We start from the raw sequence: 19,679 nt of genomic DNA on the forward strand, positions 1-19,679 counted from the left end.
GGGCTAGATTAGAAATTTATTTTCCAAAAGACCTTACTGTAAGTCTGTACAAAACAAAAAAACTATAAAAAAGGCTTTTACACAGAAATAAATAGCTATTCGCAAATACAAAAAAACAACTATTCTTTATTCTAAAAGAATAAATCAGGATTATTCGCTCATACTATTTAGCTAAACAATTTCTTTCTCACATAAAATTAGAACAAAAAAAAGATCCAACTTTCGTTGGATCTTTCTATAATTTAAAACTTGTAATTATTCTTTAGTATTATGTTTGTCTTCGATTGTATGTTTCTCATCTTTAGAAATCGTATCAACCAATACCGGTGTAGCGATAAATAACGAAGAGTAAGTTCCTACCACAATACCTACTAACATTGCAAAGATAAATCCTCTAATTGACTCTCCACCAAAGATAAACATCGTTAACAACACAATAATCATCATTAATGAAGTATTCAATGTTCTTGATAATGTAGTATTAATAGAAGCGTTTACGATATCTTCAAAGCTACCTTTACGGTTTCCAACAATAAACTCTCTAACTCTGTCAAATACAATTACAGTATCATTCATAGAGTAACCAATAACGGTAAGAATCGCAGCGATAAAGTGTTGATCCATTTCCATGTGGAAAGGCATGAACTTATAACATAAAGAGTAGATCCCTAATACAAAGATTACGTCATGCGCTACAGCTGCAATCGCACCTAATGAATATTGCCATTTACGGAAAGAAACCATTAAGTAAAGGAAAATTGCTGCCATCGCTCCAAGAACCGCCCAATATGAGTTTGTTTTAATATCTTCAGAGATAGAAGCTCCAACTTTAGAAGATTGTAAAACTCCAACTTTTTTACCGTCAAAAGTATTGGTAAATTTATCATAAGTCACATTAGGGAAATATTTCGCTAATGATTTATACAATATCTGATTCACTTCTTCATCAATAGCTACTCCATCTTCTTTAATTTTATATTTAGTTGTGATTTTCAATTGATCATCATCACCTAAAATTTTAGCTTCAACCGGAGTTCCAAAAGCTGCAGACAATTCATCTGAAACAACTGTAGCATCTACAGGTTTCTCAAATTTTACCTGAAAAGTTCTTCCTCCAACAAAGTCAACCCCTTCATCTAATCCATTCACGAAGAAGATCGAAATTAAACTTACTACCACTACAATTGAAGAGAAAATATAAGTGAATTTTTTGATTTTAATAAAATCAAAGTGAAAATTAGTAAACCAGTTTTTAGTAATATTTGTAGAGAAAGTTAAATCACCTTTTCCGGCAATGTTTCTGTCAATAAAAATTCTTGCAATAAAGATTGACGTAAACAATGACGTTACAATACCAATAAGTAATGTTAAAGCAAAACCTTTGATTGGTCCTGTTCCAAAAATAAACAAAATTGCTCCGGTTAAAACGTGCGTAACGTTTGCATCAATAATAGAACGCATTGCTCCATGCCATCCGTAAGAGGCAGTAACTGCTTCAGATAATGATTTACCTTCACGTAATTCTTCTTTTGCTCTTTCAAATATAATAATGTTCGCATCTACCGCAGTACCCAATGTCAATACGATACCTGCAATACCTGGTAATGTTAATACAAAACCAAAACTTGCCATAATTCCGAACAAGAAAAGTAAATTTAACAATAACGCAAGGTTAGCATACCAACCAGCTTTACCATAATAAAATACCATCCATAAACAAACTAATAAGAATCCTAATATAGATGAAATTGTTCCCGCATCAATTGCTGCCTGTCCTAAAGATGGCCCAACAACAGTCGATTGAATAATATCTGCAGAAGCTGGTAATTTACCTGCATTTAATACGTTTGCTAAATCTTTAGTTTCAGCTACATCAAAAGAACCTGTAATTTCAGATCTTCCTCCAGCAATTGGTCCACTTGTAACTCCTGGTGCAGAATAGACTACATTATCCAAAACAATAGCGATATAACTTTTTTGAGAAAAAGCCCTTCCTGTCAATTCTTCCCAGATTTTAGCTCCCTGACTGTTCATTTGCATAGAAACAGCTGGTTTTCCTAATTGGTCAAAAGTATCTTTTGCATCCGTAACAACACCTCCGCTCATAGCAGGAGCGTTATCTCTGTTTCCTTTTAAAGCATATAATTCTACAGCTTCAATATCTTTTCCTTTAGCATCTTTTGTAGTAGTTGGTTTGCTCCACACAAATTTTGCATTGTGTTGGTCAGCAGCCAATAAAACTCTAATTTCCGGCCTTTTAAAATACTCGTTAACAGTTGCAGTATCTTTTGGCGCAAAATAACCTAAAACCGGTCCACCACCCTGACCAATCATTTTGTCAAATAATGGATTGTTTCCTTTTTTAGTATCAACTGAATCTTTAGCATCAGTCAATAAAGCATTCAATGAATCTTTAACAACAGCTTTAGTTTCTGTTTTTTTGATTTCAGTCTTTTTTAATGCTTCGTTAGAAGCTACTAAAAAGTTTCCGATTTCTTCAATTTTAAAAGTTTCCCAAAACTCTAATTGAGCTTTTCCTCCTAATAATTTTTTAATTCTGTCAACATCCTTTGCACCTGGAAGTTCAACTAAGATTCTTCCTGTTTCTCCTAATTTCTGAACATTTGGCTGAGTAACCCCAAATTTATCGATACGCTCTCTTAGTACTTTAAAAGCACTTTCAACAGACTCATCAACTTTTCTTTTAATTACTTTTTGAGCTTGAGCATCAGACATTTGAAAATCGATACCACCTTCACCCTGTAAACTTCTGTTTGCAAAAATATCTGGCGAGGCTAATTTTGTAGTTCCGTTTGAATTCGCTTCAAAAGCTTCAAAAAACTTATTTAAATAGGTTTTGTTTCCTTCTAAATTTGCACTTGCATCAGCTAATGATTTATTAAATACAGGGTTTTTAGAATTGTTAGCCAATCCTTTCAAAACATCTTTTATAGAAATTTGAAGAATCACATTGATTCCTCCTTCTAAGTCAAGACCTTTATTTAATTGTTTATTTTTTACTTCATTATAAGTAAAATCAGTAAAACCAAGATTCAATACTTTTTCTTTACCAATAGAATCCAAATATTTTAATTCTTTATCAGGATTGTTTCCTGCTAAAACCTTAGCTTCACTTTTGACATTATTAGCCACAAAAGTGAAAGAAAGTTGGTAAATACTTACCAATGCAAATAGAATTGCGAAAAATTTAATAAGTCCTTTATTCTGCATTATTACTAAAAATTAATTATGTTTTATTGTTTATTTTGTTTTAAAGTCCCATAAAATAAGCCCTGACATGATTTTTAAAAACTAAAAAACTAAATCACGAATTACCACATTTTTTTTAAACCGAGCAAATATATAATTCTCGAAAAGATTAACCAATTTATTTATTAATTAATCTCAAAAAAAAGACTGCAAAAGTGCAGCCTTTTTCTTTTTTTTCGAAAATCTTTATATTAAAATCGACTTTAAGGCATCATTCATACTCCTAACCGCATCTGCACTCTTCGCAAACAGCGCTCTTTCATTCTCATTTAATTGAATGTCTAAAATTTCTTCAACTCCATTTTTACCAATTATACACGGTACTCCAATACATATATCTTTTTGCCCGTACTCTCCATCTACAAAAACAGAGCATGCTATCATTTTCTTTTGATCGTTCAAAATACTATCTACCAAAAAAGCAACTGAAGCACCAGGAGCATACCAAGCCGATGTTCCCAAAAGTCCAGTAAGCGTAGCTCCTCCTACCATCGTATCGGCCGCAACTTTTTGCAGTACTTCTTCTGAAAGGAATTCCGTTACCGGTATCCCATTATAGGAAGCGAGACGAGTTAACGGAATCATAGTGGTGTCACCATGCCCTCCAATTACCATTGCTGAAATATCATTTGCTGGTTTATCTAAAGCTAAAGAAAGGTAGGTTCTGAAACGCGAACTGTCTAATGCTCCGCCCATACCAATTATTCTATTCTTAGGCAATCCGGTTGACTTTAAAGCTAAATAGGTCATAGTATCCATTGGATTAGAAACTACAACTATTATGGTATTGGGTGAATGCTTTAATACATTCTCTGCAACTGTTTTTACAATTCCTGCATTAATACCAATTAATTCCTCACGAGTCATTCCCGGTTTTCTTGGAATTCCTGATGTAATTACGACTACATCACTTCCGGCAGTTTTAGAATAGTCATTGGTCACCCCAGATACTTTGGTATTAAAACCTGTATTTGTGGCACATTGCATAATATCCAACGCCTTACCTTCGGCAAAACCTTCTTTAATATCCAACAATACAACTTCGCTTGCAATTCCTCTATAAGAAATAACATCCGCACAAGTGGCTCCAACATTTCCTGCTCCTACAATGGTAACTTTCATATTTTATACTTTATTGGTTATTAATTAATTCGTTTATTTATAATCAAAAAATTCGTTTAATCGTTTAGTAAATTTAAACAATTAAACGAATTTACAACTAAATTTTATTAGGCATCAATGTTAGCATAAACTGCATTTTTTTCTATAAATTCTCTACGTGGCGGCACTTCATCACCCATTAACATAGAAAAAACCCTGTCAGCTTCAGCTAAACTATCAATATTAACCTGGCGAAGAGTTCTGAAATCAGGATCCATTGTAGTTTCCCATAATTGTTCTGCATTCATCTCTCCAAGACCTTTATAACGCTGAATAGCGGCACTTCCACCCATTCTTTCATTCGCCTGATCACGCTGAACATCATTCCATGCATACTCTTTTTTATTTCCTTTTTTAACTAAATACAAAGGTGGAGCTGCAATGTAAACGTGACCTTCTTCAATCAATTCTTTCATGAAACGGAAGAAGAATGTTAATATTAAGGTAGAAATATGACTACCATCGACATCGGCATCACACATGATAATTACTTTATGGTAACGCAGTTTTGAAAGGTTCAATGCTTTACTATCTTCTTCTGTTCCCACAGTAACACCAAGCGCAGTAAAAATATTTCTAATCTCTTCGTTTTCGAACACTTTATGATGCATTGCTTTTTCAACATTCAAAATCTTACCTCGTAATGGTAAAATCGCCTGAAAAGCACGATCACGACCTTGCTTGGCAGTCCCACCTGCCGAGTCTCCCTCGACAAGATAAACTTCACATCTTGCAGGATCCTGCTCAGAACAATCTGATAATTTCCCCGGCAATCCACCACCACCCATAACGGTTTTACGTTGCACCATTTCACGTGCTTTTTTCGCAGCGTGACGGGCTTGAGCAGCCAAAATTACTTTCTGGATAATGATACGGGCATCATTTGGATTTTCTTCCAAATAATTTTCCAACATTTCTCCTACAGCCTGAGAAACCGGAGAAACTACTTCTCTATTTCCTAACTTAGTTTTTGTTTGCCCTTCGAATTGTGGCTCAGCAACTTTTACAGAAATAATAGCTGTTAATCCTTCACGGAAGTCATCTCCCGCAATCTCGAATTTCAATTTATCCAACATCCCGGAAGCATCGGCATATTTTTTAAGGGTTCTTGTTAAACCACTTCTAAAACCTTGTAAATGCGTCCCTCCTTCGTGTGTGTTGATATTATTTACGTAAGAAAAAATATTCTCCGTATAACTTGTATTGTAAATCAGGGCGACTTCAACCGGAATTTCACCTTTTTCGTGATCCATGCTGATTACGTGCGAAACAATCGGCTCACGGTTTCCGTCTAAATAACGAATATATTCTTTTAGTCCTTCTGTTGAATGAAAAACTTCACTTCTGAATTCTCCTTTTTCATCCACTTCTCTTTTATCGGTAAAAGTGATTGTAATTCCTTTATTCAGGAAAGAAAGTTCACGCATACGTGCCGATAATGTATCGTAAGAAAACTCTGTAGTCTGAGTAAAAATAGTATTATCAGGATAAAAAGTCTGACGCGTACCTCTTTTATCTGTTTCTCCGATTTGTTTTACCGGATATAATGATTTTCCTCTCTCATATTCCTGCTCATAGATTTTACCTTCTCTAAAAACAGTCGATTTCATATGAACTGAAAGTGCATTTACAACTGAAACCCCAACACCATGCAAACCTCCGGAAACTTTATAAGAATCTTTATCAAATTTACCTCCTGCACCAATTTTAGTCATTACAACCTCAAGTGCAGAAACACCTTCTTTTTTATGTAAATCAACCGGGATACCACGACCGTTGTCTTCAACAGTTACCGAACCGTCTTCGTTTATTGCAACACCAATTGTATCACAATGTCCTCCCATCGCCTCATCAATAGAGTTATCCACAACTTCATAAACCAAATGGTGCAGCCCTCGAACTCCTACATCTCCAATATACATCGATGGACGCATTCTTACGTGCTCCATTCCTTCTAATGCCTGAATACTATCTGCTGAATAATTGTTCTTCTTGATTTCTTCGCTCATATAATTTATTCTAAAAAATGTAATTATTGTCTTAACACGCAAATATATGAAAACGCAATTTATATACCTCTTAAAATACTGTTTAAAGCACCTAAGTTATTAACAGAATTATTAAAAATTACAGAAAATAAATTCTAAAAGGCATCCTAAAATTCCAAACTTCATAAATTCGAAATTCCTAAAATAGGAATAACATAAAAAAACCGAAATAACATTAAACGTCATTTCGGTTTTCTTTCAAATTATCTATTCCAAATTTAAATTTGAAATCTAAAATCATTTTTTATAACTAAACAATCACTCCGGCTTTTGCAATTTCTACATCTGCTTTTAGGTGTGCTGCATTAGCCCTTCCGCTTGGATCAAGATTGTCCTGCCACTTCGGAATCCATTTTCTGACTGTTTGTGCCGCACTGACTTGCGGATAATGTTTATGAAAAACAGACCTGTACAAATATGCCTCTTTTGTTGTTGGCGAATTATACGGAAATTCTACACTCGCACCAGCCAATTGTTCATCTGAAACCTGAGAAGCACAATATTCGATTAACTGATCTACCCAATTATAACCCACTCCGTCTGAAAATTGTTCTTTTTGTCTCCATAAAATTTCTGATGGCAAGTAGGGATCCTCTGGTGTATCAAAAGCTTTTCTTAAAATATATTTTTCAACAGCTTCATATGTTTTCGGCTGTTTTTCTTCTGTTTTAATTCTAATTGCAACATCTAAAAAATCTTTGTCCAAAAACGGAACCCTCGCTTCTAAACTATGCGCCATTGTCGATTTATCAGCTCTTAATATATCAGCAGTAAACAGCTTTTGAACCCTTTCGATCGTTTCCTTTTGAAACTCTTCTGAAGACGGTGCATTTCTAAAATACAAATGACCTCCAAAAACCTCATCTGCACCTTCTCCCGAAAGTATCACTTTTATACCTTTTTCTTTTACTGCTTTAGCGAGCAAATACATTGGTACACCCGAACGAACTGAGATAATATCATACGTTTCAATGTGATAAATTAATTTCTCTAGAATTTCAACTCCCTGCTCAACAGTAAAATGAATTTCATGGTGCTCTGTTCCAAGAAATTCCGATGCTTTTCTTGCCGCAATATTATCGGGAGCATCAGCATCTAAACCTATAGAGAATGAATGTAATTTTTCTTTGCTTCCAGCTAATAATCGCGATGCAATAGCCGAAGTCAAAGATGAATCCAAACCTCCTGAAAGCAAAACTCCTACAGTTACATTACCCATTAAACGTTTACGAGTAGATTCAATTAAAGATTCTCTGATCAAATCTAAATCAAGGGATTGATTTGCATTTTCATACTCCTCATATTCAGGCGTATAATATTTCACAAAACCCGTTTTTGCTGTATAATAATGTCCCGGGGGAAAAGTAGAAAAGGACCTGCACTGATCCGCAATTGATTTCATTTCGGAAGAAAAATAAATCCTTCCTCTTTCGTCTAGTCCATAATACAAAGGCTTGACACCTACAGGATCTCTTCCGGCAATATAATCATCGCCATCAACAACTACAAATGCGAAATCCCCATCCAGTAAATTACAAAAATCATAACCAAATTCTTCGTATAAATGAACTATTACTTCCGAATCTGATTTTGTTTTAAATACATGATGTTTTAAAATTCCTTCTCTTAATTCCTGATGGTTATAAATTTCTCCATTATGAACCATCCATGCACTTTTTGACCCCTGAATTGGCTGTTTACCTGAATGCAAATCCATAATAGACATCCGTTCACTGGCCAGAATGCTTCCATTTTCCATAATATGCAAATCACTATCATCAACCCCTCGATGCGACATTCTTTTAGAAAGTTCTTTTACGAGTTGCGGGTCTTTTCCTTTACCTATAACGGCTAATATCCCACCCATACTATTCTGTTTTAATTATGTATTTATTCCTGACTTGATTCTGCAAAATTTCTTCTTTCGGCGAAAGCCAAATATAAAAAATTCAAATAAACATTTAACCTGCAAATAATTAAACTCACAAAAAAACGTTTTAAACAAGTTTTATAAACTAAGAAAACGCCCTCAGAGAGAACGTTTTCTGTAATATTAAGTTCTAGATTAAACTTTATTATTTTTGATAAGCATCATCATGTACACTTGCAACCGCTCTTCCAGATGGATCATTCATATTTTTGAAAGCCTCATCCCACTCCAAAGCAATTTTTGTACTACAAGCCACACTTGCTTCCTGAGGCACGCATAATGCCGCTGCATCACTTGGAAAATGTTCTGTAAAAATTGAACGATAGTAGTATTCTTCTTTTGAAGTTGGTGTTTGTAATGGAAATTTAAATCTCGCATTTGCTAATTGCTCGTCTGAAACTGCTTCTGCTACCACTTCTTTCAAAGTATCAATCCAGCTGTAGCCTACTCCATCAGAAAACTGTTCTTTTTGTCTCCATGCTACACTTTCCGGCAACATATCTTCGAAAGCTTTACGAACAACCCATTTTTCCATTGGATGTTCTTTGTTGATCATTTTATCCTGAGGGTTGATGCGCATGGCAACATCCATAAATTCTTTATCTAAGAACGGAACACGACCTTCTATTCCCCAGGCTGCTAAACTTTTGTTTGCACGCAAACAATCGTACATGTGAAGTTTCCCTAATTTACGAACGTTTTCTTCGTGAAATTCTCTTGCGTTTGGCGCTTTGTGGAAATATAAATATCCTCCAAATAACTCATCTGCACCTTCACCAGAAAGGACCATTTTGATCCCCATAGATTTGATAACTCTTGCCATTAACCACATTGGAGTCGAAGCTCTTACCGTAGTCACATCATACGTTTCAAGGTTGTAAATCACATCACGAACAGCATCTAAACCTTCCTGAATTGTAAATTTAATTTCGTGGTGAATTGTCCCAATATGTTTTGCGACAACCTGAGCAGCTGCTAAATCAGGAGAACCTTCCAATCCAACTGAGAAAGAGTGCAACTGTGGGTACCATGCATCTGTAGTATCATCTGACTCAATACGTTTTTGAGCGAATTTTTTAGCTACAGCAGAAGTAATAGAAGAATCTAAACCTCCCGAAAGTAAAACTCCGTAAGGAACATCGCTCATTAATTGTCTGTGAACCGCTGCTTCTAAAGCTTCTTTAATAGCAGAAATACTTGTTTCGTTGTCTTTTACAGCATCATATTCTGTCCAGTCTCTTTTGTACCATTGTACAAATTCACCGTCTTTGCTTGTCATATAATGTCCAGGAGGAAATAATTCGATTTTTGTACAATATCCTTCTAAAGCTTTCAATTCTGAAGCTACATAAAAAGTTCCATCCTGATCCCATCCGATGTATAATGGAATAATACCCATATGGTCGCGAGCAATAAAATACTCATCTTTTTCTACATCATAAATTGCAAATCCAAAGATTCCGTTCATTTCGTCTACAAAATGAGGTCCTTTTTCTTTATAAAGTGCTAAAATAACTTCACAGTCACTTTCTGTCTGAAAGTTATATTTTCCTTCAAATTGTTTACGCAATTCTCTGTGGTTGTAAATTTCACCATTTGCAGCTAAAACTAATTTTTTATCTTCGGTAAATAAAGGCTGTTTTCCTGAAGCCGGATCTACAATTGCCAAACGCTCGTGAGAAAGAATTGCTTTATCATTGCTGAAAATTCCGCTCCAGTCCGGTCCGCGGTGACGAATAATTTTAGACATTTCTAATACTTGAGGTCTTAACGCTTCGGCTTTTTGTTTAAGATCAAAGGCACATACAATTCCACACATAATTTTATATTTTAAACTTTTAATTTTATTTTGATAGGGCAAAGATGAAGTATTAGTTACAATTGAAAAACACAAATAACAATATCAGTTACAAATATCAATCAAAAATATCATTTTACATACTAAATGTAAAATTTTAATATAAAAAAATGCCTGAAACTTAAAAATTTTAATTTTATACCTAAATGATATTTAAAACATCAGTTTTACGAAATATTATTAAAGTAAATTTAGCAATATTCCAAAACCATTAAAATATTCTTAAAGCAAGGAAATCATAGGTACCCAAAAATGCTTTTTATGACATTAAAGCCTTAAAACATTCTTATGGCAATGCTTTAAAAAAATAAACTATTCCACTAATTACACACATTACAATTCCAGCCCAAGCCTTAAATTTCCCTGCTTGTATTTGAAACTTATATAGCTTATTATTTTCAGTTACATCTTTATACCAAAGTTTATGAATTTTATAAAATGTAAAAGCCACAACAAACCATGAAAAACTACATACTAAATACCAATAATCCATTTTCTGACATCAATTAACTTCCTCAATTAAATACTTTGTTCCATTAATTTCAAACTGAAACCCAACTTTATTGCCCATTAAATGATTTCCCAAAGGCGACTGCGGAGAAAGCGCAATAACATTTATTCCGTCAATTGCAATTTTAGGAAGCGCAACACTCAGGTACAAATAAATTCCGTTGGCTTTTACCAGACTGCCAGAAATAATATTTTCAGTTGTTTTTGAGGAATCAATTTTATCTAAAACCGCTTTCTGGGCAATTCCTTCTTTTAATTTATTGGTCAGTTTTTCCTGCTCGATATGCATCATCGACAAAGCGGTTTCATGTTTGTCTCCAGCAGAACCTTTAGCATCATTTTTAGAATCTTTGGTCAGGTTTGAAATCATATCTTTGAAAACATCAATTCTGTCCTGAACCATTTGTAAATAGTGAGAATGTATTTTTTGCTTGAAAGTCATTTTTTAAAGATATTGAGGTTTTAATTCACAAAGATGCAAAGGTTTTTTGCAGCCGCAAAACATGTTTCATTTATTTTGTGGTCTCAGATTACACTGATCTTCTTTAGTATAGAAAAATTAACACGATGTTTTTTATTTTCTGACAAACAATCTATAATTTTAACACTCATTAATTTCAACTATCAATATGAAAAAATCAACAATTATCACGACAATTGCTTTTGCAGTTACAATGCTTTTATCTTCAAATGTCAATGCTCAAAAGTTTCCTGATTTAGACAAAAGTCCAATGGATGCGGCATCTTATCCAAATGACTATAAAGTAAGTGCTAAAATTGCGAAAATTACTTACAGCAGACCTCAGCTAAAAGGACGCAGTGTAAGCGAACTGGCTCCAAATGGAAAAGTTTGGAGAACAGGAGCAAATGAAGCTGCAGAAATTACATTTTACAAAGATGTAAAATTAGGCGACACTAAAATTAAAGCAGGAACATACACTTTATTCACTATTCCTGAAAAAGATTCTTACACTGTTATCATCAGCAAAGATCTGAATGTTTGGGGTTCTTATAATTACAAAGCCGAAAATGATGCAGCAAGATTAAAAGTACCGGTAACAGAAGGAACTGAGTCTTTGGAAGCTTTCTCAATGGTTTTTACAAAAGCAGACAAAGGAATTATTTTAAACCTAGGCTGGGATAAAGTAAGAGTAGCGATTCCTTTTACGGAATAATAACTTTTTAATTCAAAAAAATAGCTTCCTGATCAGGAAGCTATTTTTTTTTATATACTAATGAATTCTCTTAAAAATCAAATTTGTAATTCGCACCGCCTAATACCTGAAACCCTTGTACCGGATAGTTAAGCCATTTTTCATAAGCCTGATTTCCAATGTTATTTAATTTCAGGAAGAAAGTCAAACGTTCGCTGAATTTGTATCCTAAATGCGCATTGGCATCAAAATAGCTTTTTAAGGTAACCAATGCCGGATCAGTCGTCAAATCTAAATTAGCCTGCATGTCTTTACGTTCACCCACATAAAAAACATTCAATCCAGCATACCATTGTTTGGTAATATTTACATCCAGATTAGAACTTAATTTCATTGTTGGCAAGTTCCAGGCTTCTGCTGGCGCATCAGTTTTGTAACTATTAAAAGTTCCGTTGATTCCAAAAGTAACATTTTCAGAGAAATCTGCTTTTAATTCTGCATAGAAACGAAATGTTCTGATGTCTTCATAAACCACTCCAAAAGAGTTTCCGTAAGCATAACTCTCGTTTGAAAAATCTTCTGTGTAATCATTGCTTTTAAACAAAGCTTTATTTTTTTCATTCAGATAAGAACCTGTCAAATTATAGTTTACATTATTAGCCAGTTTACCTTTCAAACCTGCAAAAACATTATATTGAGTACTTGATGGTGTCATATTTAAAGTTGGCGATAAAAACGGATTTTCAGTCACAAAATCGGCATATGAATTCTGATTTAAACTTCCATTTACACCTGTGTAGAAAATCATTAAATCTCCAACCAATTTATATGAAGCATTTACTTTTGGGTAGATATAAAATTTGTTTCCGCTATTTTCAGAATCCAGTGCATAATATAATCCTGCGCCTAACTCTAAAGTCCAGTCGTTTTCATTTACCACAAAACTTGGCTCAATTCCAAAATTGGTCAGACTATATTTTACAGGATCTGTATTTGTTTTAAAATAATTATTTTCGAAACTTCCGCTTACATGGTCAATAACTACATTCGTATTAATTGAATGATCCATTACATCAACTTTAAAAGTAGGTTTTAAGTAAAAACGATTTTCTGAAGAAGACAGATTGTCTGAAAAGTGTGTGAATTTTGTTGCTATTTTGCTAAAAACACTTTCATTGAATTCAAAATTTCCTCCCAGCGAAATTGTGTTATATGTATGTCCAGGGTTTATTTTGTTTATTAAATCAAAACGATCCTGAGGAAGCAAAGACGCACCAAAATCTTTTGGAAGTCCGTACCAGTTGTAAATTTGATTTTGATATCCTAACTCCACATTCCATGACATATCTCTGTTGTTTTGACCATAACCAACATTTAATGCCGTGTCATAAAATTCATCATTCAAAAGCACATCTTTAATTCCGCCTTGTGACGAATGATGACGTAACATTCCAGATACAAAATCGTTATTTCCCAAATCCTGATTCACAAATAACTCAGCGTTCAGTGTACTGTAATTCCCTAATCCAACAGTTGCATAATTATTAAACAGACGTTCCTGTTTTGATTTCTCAACATTTGCCGCTTTCCCTTTTGAAGGCGTAAAAGTAGAAGCTACAGGAACTGATAAAATACTATATTTAATAGTTTCTTTTGGCTGATTCCCTTCATCGTCCAGCGAAGGAGTTTCCTTTACTTTATTAGCATCTGATATCGTTGGTGAATACGGTTTTACCACGTTTACAGTTTCTGTTCCAATGTTTTCATTTTTCTTTTGGGCAAATGAAAGCTGAAAAACAAACAGCAAAATCAAAATGATGGTTTTATTCTGGAAATTAATTTTCATATTTTATACTTTTTTGTGAAATGTAAACTGTGATGTGTGAAATGTAAACTGTAAAAAAACAATTCTCGGTAACATTTCACTTTTCATTTTCACTTTCACAATTATCTAATTTTATAATTCTTAAATTTTCTAAATTATCAGGCTTCCCATTCACCTTTAGCTACAAACTGGGCTTTTCCTCCTATTTTAATATCAAACTCATTTTCGGTTAATTTCCCTTTAAAATGAATTTGAGAAGGGCGGCCGATATAATCTCCCTGATAATTGATTAATTCTAATTCAGGTTTGTGATTTTTTAAAAGATAAGCCTGCAAACATGTACTTGCGCTTCCTGTAGCCGCATCTTCAACTAACTGATTGTGTTCGATATACAACATTCTGCTAAATAGTTCTGAACCTTCCAAATAATAAAAATACAAACCTTGGTGAGCTGTTTTACAATTGTTTTTCAGCCATTTATCGGTTTTATCTTTATCTAAAACCAAATTTTCCAGAGCCCTTTTACTGCTTAATCCAACCATAACAAAAGCACTTCCTGTTGTAACTTCCTGAATTGGAAATTGATTCTCAAAATCGCTGACTTTTAAATTACTGAACAATGTAAAATCTTCTTTCGAAAATACATCCCAAAATTTCGGCTGCGCAGCTTTTAACCAAATCAAATCCTGAGATTGGTTAATAGCTATTGGTCCAATCGGGACATTTAACTTTATATTTTCAGGCGAATTTTCAAATATTTTATTCATCAAAACCCATGAAGTTCCAATTATTGGATGACCCGCGAACTGCATTTCATGAGCAGGTGTAAATATTTTAATTTCTGCTTTATTATTTTCTTTATCAAGCTTAGTAACAAAAGTGCTTTCTGCAAAATTAATTTCGCGGGCAATCTTTTGCATTTCTTCTGAACTTAAATTTCCGGCATCTAAAAAAACAGCCAATTGATTCCCGGCATATTTTTTATCTGTAAAAACATCAACTATATAAAAAGGTAAACTCATAACTTATAAAATGTGATTTGTGAGATGTAAAATGTAATTTCCTTTATGTTCCTTTTACAGATAACATCTTACTTTTTACTTATAAAACTATTTTGTAATTGATGAATTGGTTTTAGACTCTTCCAATTTGATTGCGGTTAACTCTCTTTTTGCTTCTTCAACCACATCGGGATAATCTGTAAAATTATTGATTACGTTATCCAAAATATAAGTTGCCTGATAGCTGTCTTTTAAACCGTAGAAATTTTTAGCCATTAAAACTAAGCTCTTCGCTCCGTAATATTTATATGCAGAATAGTTTTTTGCTAATTTCTGAACGGATACATTAGAAGCATCATATTTTCCTTCTTTCGTTTTAAAGTAAGCATCATAATACAAAGCCTCAGCTGCTAATTCTCCTTTTGATGTTGCTGACAATTTTGCGTAAGCCGCTTTTCCTTTCTCCTCATCACCAGTTTGCATTGCTGCTCGTGCAACAATGATTTGTGCATCTGCTTTTACATTGGTATCTGCTTTTGCATTTTGCAAAACTTTATCAGCGTACACAACCGAATTATTATAATCTTTTTTATCATAGTAACATTTCATCAAATTAGCCTGAGCAAAGTTTTGATTCTGAGCCGAATCAGACTCTTCGCTTAAGCGAACTAAAACCGGAATCGCCTTGTCACAATCTTTTGCTTTTAGAAAAATCTGAGCCAGTTTATTTAGTGACTGCTCAGTAAATTCATTTCTTGGCTGCGCGGTTACATATTGATAGTTTGCAACTGACTTCGTTTCTGAACCTTCTGCATAAAGTAATTGTGCCAGATAAAAATTAGCTTCCAAAGAATGTAATCCTGATGGAAATTTACTCACATAACCTGTAAAACCAATGATTGCCTGTTTATTGTTACTTTGACTGTATTGCTTGAAAGCGGCATCATAAGTATCATTATCCAATTCTGCATCTGTAACCCAAACAAAATCCAGCGTTCGAACCCAGGTAGCATATTCATCTACTTTTCCGGAATCAACATAGATTAATCTCGCTGTCGAAACTGCTTCCAATGCTTCAGGCGTTTTTGGGAACTCAGCAGCTACTTTTTTGAATTTTGTCAAAGCTTGTTCGTCGCGATCTGAATTGTAATAAATCAAACCTTGTCTCAAAATTGATTTTGAAGTAAACAAACCATTTTTATATTCTGAAATAAGCTGATCGTAGGTTTTAATAGCCTGGTCATTCTTTTTGTCTGCTACATACGTATTTGCTAATTCGAACAAAACATCATCACGATATTCTGATTTTTTATACATCTGAAGGAAATTATTCAGCTCATCAATTTTCTTGTCGTTTCTGGACATGAACCCATAAGAAATCGCTTTTTGAAACTGTGCATAATCAGCATCAACACCTTTTGCACTGATTGCTTTTCCGTATGCTTCCATTGCCTGGGCATATTTAGAAGTTACAAACCGGCAATCTCCCAAACGCAAATATGAATCGTTCAGACGAACTTTATCACCCGGAGCATTATCAATTTGAGCCTGAAATGAATTTCCTGCCTGATCATACTCTTTCAGTTTAAAATACGTGTACCCAATGTTATAATTGATGTTTTTATATTCGTCAGTTGTTTTTGCAGCAGCTAAACCTGCGAATTGTTTGTAACTCAATAATGCATTTCTAAAATCATCCGTTACGTATTCAGATTCTGCTTTCCAGAAAGTGGCACGGGCAGTAAATTCTGGATTCTTTTGTTCTTTAACAGCACCATTGAACATTTTTAAAGCCTCAGCATAATTAGATTCGTTGTATAATTCTAAACCTCTGTAAAAAAGTACTTTTTGATAGGCCAATTTATTTTCCGGAGTTCTGTTTTTCTCCAGTAACACCAAAGCTTCTTTGTAATTTTTAGTCGAAATATAAGAATCGACCAATAGTTTTTCTACTTCAGAACGGCTAGAATTGTTTGGGTATTTTTTTAAGAAATCAAGCAAAATTCCCGGAACAGTCTGGTATGCATTCCCAATTTCGTAACTTAATTTAGCATAATTCAAAGCAGCATCTTCCTGAATTTGTGCGTTAAAATCCATTTCAGAAGCATTTTTAAACGCATTCAAAGCTTCTTGTTTTTTACCTGTGTTCAGATAAGCCAAGCCCAAATGATAATAGGCATTCTGCGCCACAAAATCTTTTCCTTCAATAATTTTATTGAATTGTGAAATAGCTTTTTCGTATTCTTTTTGTTCGTAATAAGCATAGCCTAATTGGTAGAAATCGGTATTATTCCATTTTCCTTTTCTTCCTGCATATTGCTCTAAAAACGGAATCGCTTTGCCGTATTGTTTTAAATTGAAATAACTTTCTCCGATAATTTTATTTAATTCTGATTTTTCAACAGCATTTGATTTAGCCATTGCAGCTTGTCCTAATTCAATTGCTTTTTGAAAATTCCCCAGTTTAAAATTCATATCAGCCTGAAAATACGAAAGCTTTTCCTTGTATTTTTCTTCACCGGAAACCTCGTCAAAATATTTGGTGGCTTCTTTGTAATCATCGCCTTCATAAGCCATAAACCCTAAATAATATTTGGCTTGCGAACCAAACTCTTCTGAATTTACTACTTTGTTAAAATACGTTGTGGCTTCTTTTTTCTTTTTGGCATTGAAATAACTATACCCTTTTTGGAAATTAAACTTATCCAAATCAGTTTTACTCATGTAACTTTCGTCAACCTTGTCAAACCATTGTAGTGCCTTTGGATAATCTCCCTGTTCGAAGAAATAATGAGCAACCTCAATGTAAGCCTGATTTTGTTTGGTACTTGTTGGATAATCTTCAACAAATTTTTCTATTAATTCGTCAGCATTTGACTGATTGGTTCTTATCGCACAATTGGCAATATAATAAGCACAATCTGATTTAATTTCTTCTGTTGCGGCCTGATTTTTTACAGATTCAAAAATATGCTGTGCCGAAGCATATTGTTTGTCATTATATAAAGCCAGTGCTTTATCAAAATCCTTTAAGTCGTAGGTATATATAGCTGATTTTTGTGCCGAAACCATAGCCGAAAAAAGGACGAATGGTATTATAAAGAACCAGGAAATTTTACGCATTTTTATTATATTTAGTATTCAAATGTATCATTTTATACCGTTTATAACGAAACGTTTTAAGCTTTTATTATGAACAAAAGTTTTAAGTTTTTAATTTTTTCAGCTTTACAAGCCCCAAAATACTGATTATAAATTATCCAAACCAATTCGTTTAGAATAAGATAGTTTACAGATAAAGTAATATGAGGTGCACAGGCTACTAATATTTTTTTTCTGTTTAAATGATTGAAATTTATTTTGAATCCAACCGTTAACTTATTACTTTTACATTCAAATCAATTTTATTATGTCAGAAACCGTACTATCTCTTAAAGATGTCACTATATTTCAGGAAGGAAGAAAAATTTTATCACATATCAATTTAGAAGTTGAACATGGAGAATTTATCTACATAATTGGAAAGACAGGATCCGGAAAAAGTAGTTTCATGAAAACTTTGTATGGTGATTTACCCCTTTCTGAAGGTGAAGGACATATTGTTGAATTTGATTTGGCTGCTTTAAAGGAAAGTGAGATTCCGTATTTGAGACGTAAAATAGGAATCGTGTTTCAGGATTTCAAATTACTTCCGGACAGAACTGTAAAAGACAATATGTTATTTGTACTTAAAGCAACAGGCTGGGTAGAAAAAGAGGCTATGCAGCATAAAATCGACGAAGTTCTGGATAAGGTTGGTATGAAAGATTTCCTTAACAAAATGCCACATCAGCTTTCCGGAGGTGAACAACAAAGAGTTGCCATTGCAAGAGCTTTGTTAAACGATCCTGAATTTATCCTTGCCGATGAACCAACAGGAAACCTTGATCCTCAAACAAGTTCTGAAGTTTTAGAAGTATTGAAAAAAATCAACGCCAACGGAAAAACCATTATCATGGCTACTCACGATTATGCTTTGTTGATGAAATTTCCATCTAAAACACTGAAATGTGAGGATGAGCGAATTTTTGAAGTTGTACAACGATCTGTTTAAATTATTTCTTGTAAACATGTGGATTTTCTTTAATACCTTTTTTGAATATTTTCCTAATATTCATTCTTAAGAAAGTATCCATTTTCAAAAGCATATCGGTAAACTTGTGTTCAGGTCTTGCTCTAAAAGAAGTTACGTGAAATTTATCCGTTGCTAAAACCGGGGTTTTTGAAAAATAATAATTCGAAATGCAGCATCTAAATCCATCATATACAACCGGTGAAACTGAATGTAACGATTTATTATGAGTAACCATTACCGCCAATCTGTTGAATTTACTATGAATTGTAATTTGATTTTTTTGCAAACCATTAGGCCACAATTCAAGATTACCTCCATATTCTTCTTTCCAGTTGGGAGTTACATAATATAGTAAATTCAATACACGCCAGCGTTCACGGTCTTTATCATGTGAATTATCCAAATGCGGATTTAGGAATTGTTTGTTTCCCATCATAGAAAGCCCTCCGGCATAAAGAAATTCATCTGGAATTGGATCTTTAATTTGACAAATTTCACCAATTAGCTCTACAATTTTTCTATCCTGAAAAGCATAAATAATTTCTTCTAAAACAGGATTATATAAATTCATTTGAACTGCAACAAATTTATCTTCCTTAATGCTCTTTTTGAGAACCATTTGGTCCTGTTTAGGAAAAACTTTATGCAAGTCAGCTGCCATTTCTTCAGGAAGCAAATTGTCCAGAAAAAAATAGCCTATCGCTTCTTTTGATTCTGCAAACTGCTTTGAAAGATGAACTTTTTCATCATTAACTCTTTTATAAATAATTTCAGCAAGCTCAATTCTATTTATAAATTCCATATTTTT

At 33.7% G+C, this 19,679-nt stretch carries 13 protein-coding genes; 2 read left to right on the top strand and 11 right to left on the bottom strand.

Features of this window, described 5'->3' with window-relative positions; genetic code table 11:
• Positions 1-255 precede the first annotated feature (255 nt).
• The 7 genes from secDF to JE46_RS15785 form a co-directional block, all read right to left on the bottom strand.
• On the bottom strand, positions 256-3,231 hold the full coding sequence (secDF, locus tag JE46_RS15755) for a protein translocase subunit SecDF (protein ID WP_031456237.1): 2,976 nt from the start codon (positions 3,229-3,231) through the stop codon (positions 256-258).
• Between the two features lie 225 nt (positions 3,232-3,456).
• On the bottom strand, positions 3,457-4,392 hold the full coding sequence (mdh, locus tag JE46_RS15760) for a malate dehydrogenase (protein WP_031456238.1): 936 nt from the start codon (positions 4,390-4,392) through the stop codon (positions 3,457-3,459).
• Between the two features lie 107 nt (positions 4,393-4,499).
• Positions 4,500-6,440 (bottom strand): DNA topoisomerase (ATP-hydrolyzing) subunit B, encoded by a 1,941-nt coding sequence (gene gyrB / locus JE46_RS15765; protein ID WP_031456239.1) that lies wholly within the window; start codon positions 6,438-6,440, stop codon positions 4,500-4,502.
• A gap of 289 nt (positions 6,441-6,729) precedes the next feature.
• On the bottom strand, positions 6,730-8,346 hold the full coding sequence (gene asnB / locus JE46_RS15770) for an asparagine synthase B (RefSeq protein ID WP_031456240.1): 1,617 nt from the start codon (positions 8,344-8,346) through the stop codon (positions 6,730-6,732).
• A 208-nt stretch (positions 8,347-8,554) separates the two neighbouring features.
• Complete coding sequence (asnB, locus tag JE46_RS15775; RefSeq protein WP_031456241.1) at positions 8,555-10,228, bottom strand: asparagine synthase B; 1,674 nt, start codon at positions 10,226-10,228, stop codon at positions 8,555-8,557.
• A gap of 325 nt (positions 10,229-10,553) precedes the next feature.
• Positions 10,554-10,760 carry a hypothetical protein gene (locus tag JE46_RS24275; protein ID WP_031456242.1) on the bottom strand — a complete coding sequence of 69 codons (207 nt, stop codon included), beginning with the start codon at positions 10,758-10,760 and terminating at the stop codon, positions 10,554-10,556.
• A gap of 9 nt (positions 10,761-10,769) precedes the next feature.
• The gene (locus JE46_RS15785) at positions 10,770-11,219 is read right to left on the bottom strand and encodes a hypothetical protein (RefSeq protein ID WP_031456243.1); all 450 of its coding nucleotides are present in this window, start codon (positions 11,217-11,219) and stop codon (positions 10,770-10,772) included.
• A 187-nt stretch (positions 11,220-11,406) separates the two neighbouring features.
• On the opposite strand from JE46_RS15785, the gene JE46_RS15790 reads away from it, so the two are divergent.
• Positions 11,407-11,952: a DUF2911 domain-containing protein gene (locus JE46_RS15790; protein ID WP_031456244.1), complete on the top strand. Its 546-nt coding sequence runs from the start codon at positions 11,407-11,409 to the stop codon at positions 11,950-11,952.
• 70 nt (positions 11,953-12,022) lie between these two features.
• Here the strand turns inward: JE46_RS15790 and JE46_RS15795 are convergent, their stop codons facing one another.
• The 3 genes from JE46_RS15795 to JE46_RS15805 form a co-directional block, all read right to left on the bottom strand.
• The gene (locus JE46_RS15795; protein ID WP_031456245.1) at positions 12,023-13,777 is read right to left on the bottom strand and encodes a TonB-dependent receptor; all 1,755 of its coding nucleotides are present in this window, start codon (positions 13,775-13,777) and stop codon (positions 12,023-12,025) included.
• A gap of 137 nt (positions 13,778-13,914) precedes the next feature.
• Positions 13,915-14,778, bottom strand: a complete 864-nt coding sequence (locus tag JE46_RS15800; RefSeq protein WP_031456246.1) for a PhzF family phenazine biosynthesis protein — start codon at positions 14,776-14,778, stop codon at positions 13,915-13,917.
• 87 nt (positions 14,779-14,865) lie between these two features.
• A complete protein-coding gene (locus JE46_RS15805; RefSeq protein WP_031456247.1) occupies positions 14,866-17,880 on the bottom strand; it encodes a tetratricopeptide repeat protein in 3,015 nt (1,004 codons plus the stop codon).
• 286 nt (positions 17,881-18,166) lie between these two features.
• Here JE46_RS15805 and JE46_RS15810 point away from each other — a divergent pair, with 286 nt between their 5' ends.
• Positions 18,167-18,850: a cell division ATP-binding protein FtsE gene (locus JE46_RS15810; protein ID WP_031456248.1), complete on the top strand. Its 684-nt coding sequence runs from the start codon at positions 18,167-18,169 to the stop codon at positions 18,848-18,850.
• A gap of 1 nt (position 18,851) precedes the next feature.
• Here the strand turns inward: JE46_RS15810 and JE46_RS15815 are convergent, their stop codons facing one another.
• Positions 18,852-19,673 (bottom strand): 2OG-Fe(II) oxygenase, encoded by an 822-nt coding sequence (locus JE46_RS15815; RefSeq protein WP_031456249.1) that lies wholly within the window; start codon positions 19,671-19,673, stop codon positions 18,852-18,854.
• Positions 19,674-19,679: the final 6 nt, after the last annotated feature.

The organism is Flavobacterium chungangense LMG 26729, from assembly GCF_000735715.2.
Lineage (GTDB): Bacteria > Bacteroidota > Bacteroidia > Flavobacteriales > Flavobacteriaceae > Flavobacterium > Flavobacterium chungangense.

Excerpts from the sequence above, each read along its gene's own strand:
- JE46_RS24275 (WP_031456242.1), bottom strand. The coding sequence starts at position 10,760 with ATGGATTATTGGTATTTAGTATGTAGTTTTTCATGGTTTGTTGTGGCT.
- JE46_RS15795 (WP_031456245.1), bottom strand. The coding sequence starts at position 13,777 with ATGAAAATTAATTTCCAGAATAAAACCATCATTTTGATTTTGCTGTTT.
- JE46_RS15790 (WP_031456244.1), top strand. The coding sequence starts at position 11,407 with ATGAAAAAATCAACAATTATCACGACAATTGCTTTTGCAGTTACAATG.
- JE46_RS15805 (WP_031456247.1), bottom strand. The coding sequence starts at position 17,880 with ATGCGTAAAATTTCCTGGTTCTTTATAATACCATTCGTCCTTTTTTCG.
- JE46_RS15815 (WP_031456249.1), bottom strand. The coding sequence starts at position 19,673 with ATGGAATTTATAAATAGAATTGAGCTTGCTGAAATTATTTATAAAAGA.
- JE46_RS15800 (WP_031456246.1), bottom strand. The coding sequence starts at position 14,778 with ATGAGTTTACCTTTTTATATAGTTGATGTTTTTACAGATAAAAAATAT.
- secDF (WP_031456237.1), bottom strand. The coding sequence starts at position 3,231 with ATGCAGAATAAAGGACTTATTAAATTTTTCGCAATTCTATTTGCATTG.
- gyrB (WP_031456239.1), bottom strand. The coding sequence starts at position 6,440 with ATGAGCGAAGAAATCAAGAAGAACAATTATTCAGCAGATAGTATTCAG.
- asnB (WP_031456240.1), bottom strand. The coding sequence starts at position 8,346 with ATGGGTGGGATATTAGCCGTTATAGGTAAAGGAAAAGACCCGCAACTC.
- JE46_RS15785 (WP_031456243.1), bottom strand. The coding sequence starts at position 11,219 with ATGACTTTCAAGCAAAAAATACATTCTCACTATTTACAAATGGTTCAG.
- asnB (WP_031456241.1), bottom strand. The coding sequence starts at position 10,228 with ATGTGTGGAATTGTATGTGCCTTTGATCTTAAACAAAAAGCCGAAGCG.
- JE46_RS15810 (WP_031456248.1), top strand. The coding sequence starts at position 18,167 with ATGTCAGAAACCGTACTATCTCTTAAAGATGTCACTATATTTCAGGAA.
- mdh (WP_031456238.1), bottom strand. The coding sequence starts at position 4,392 with ATGAAAGTTACCATTGTAGGAGCAGGAAATGTTGGAGCCACTTGTGCG.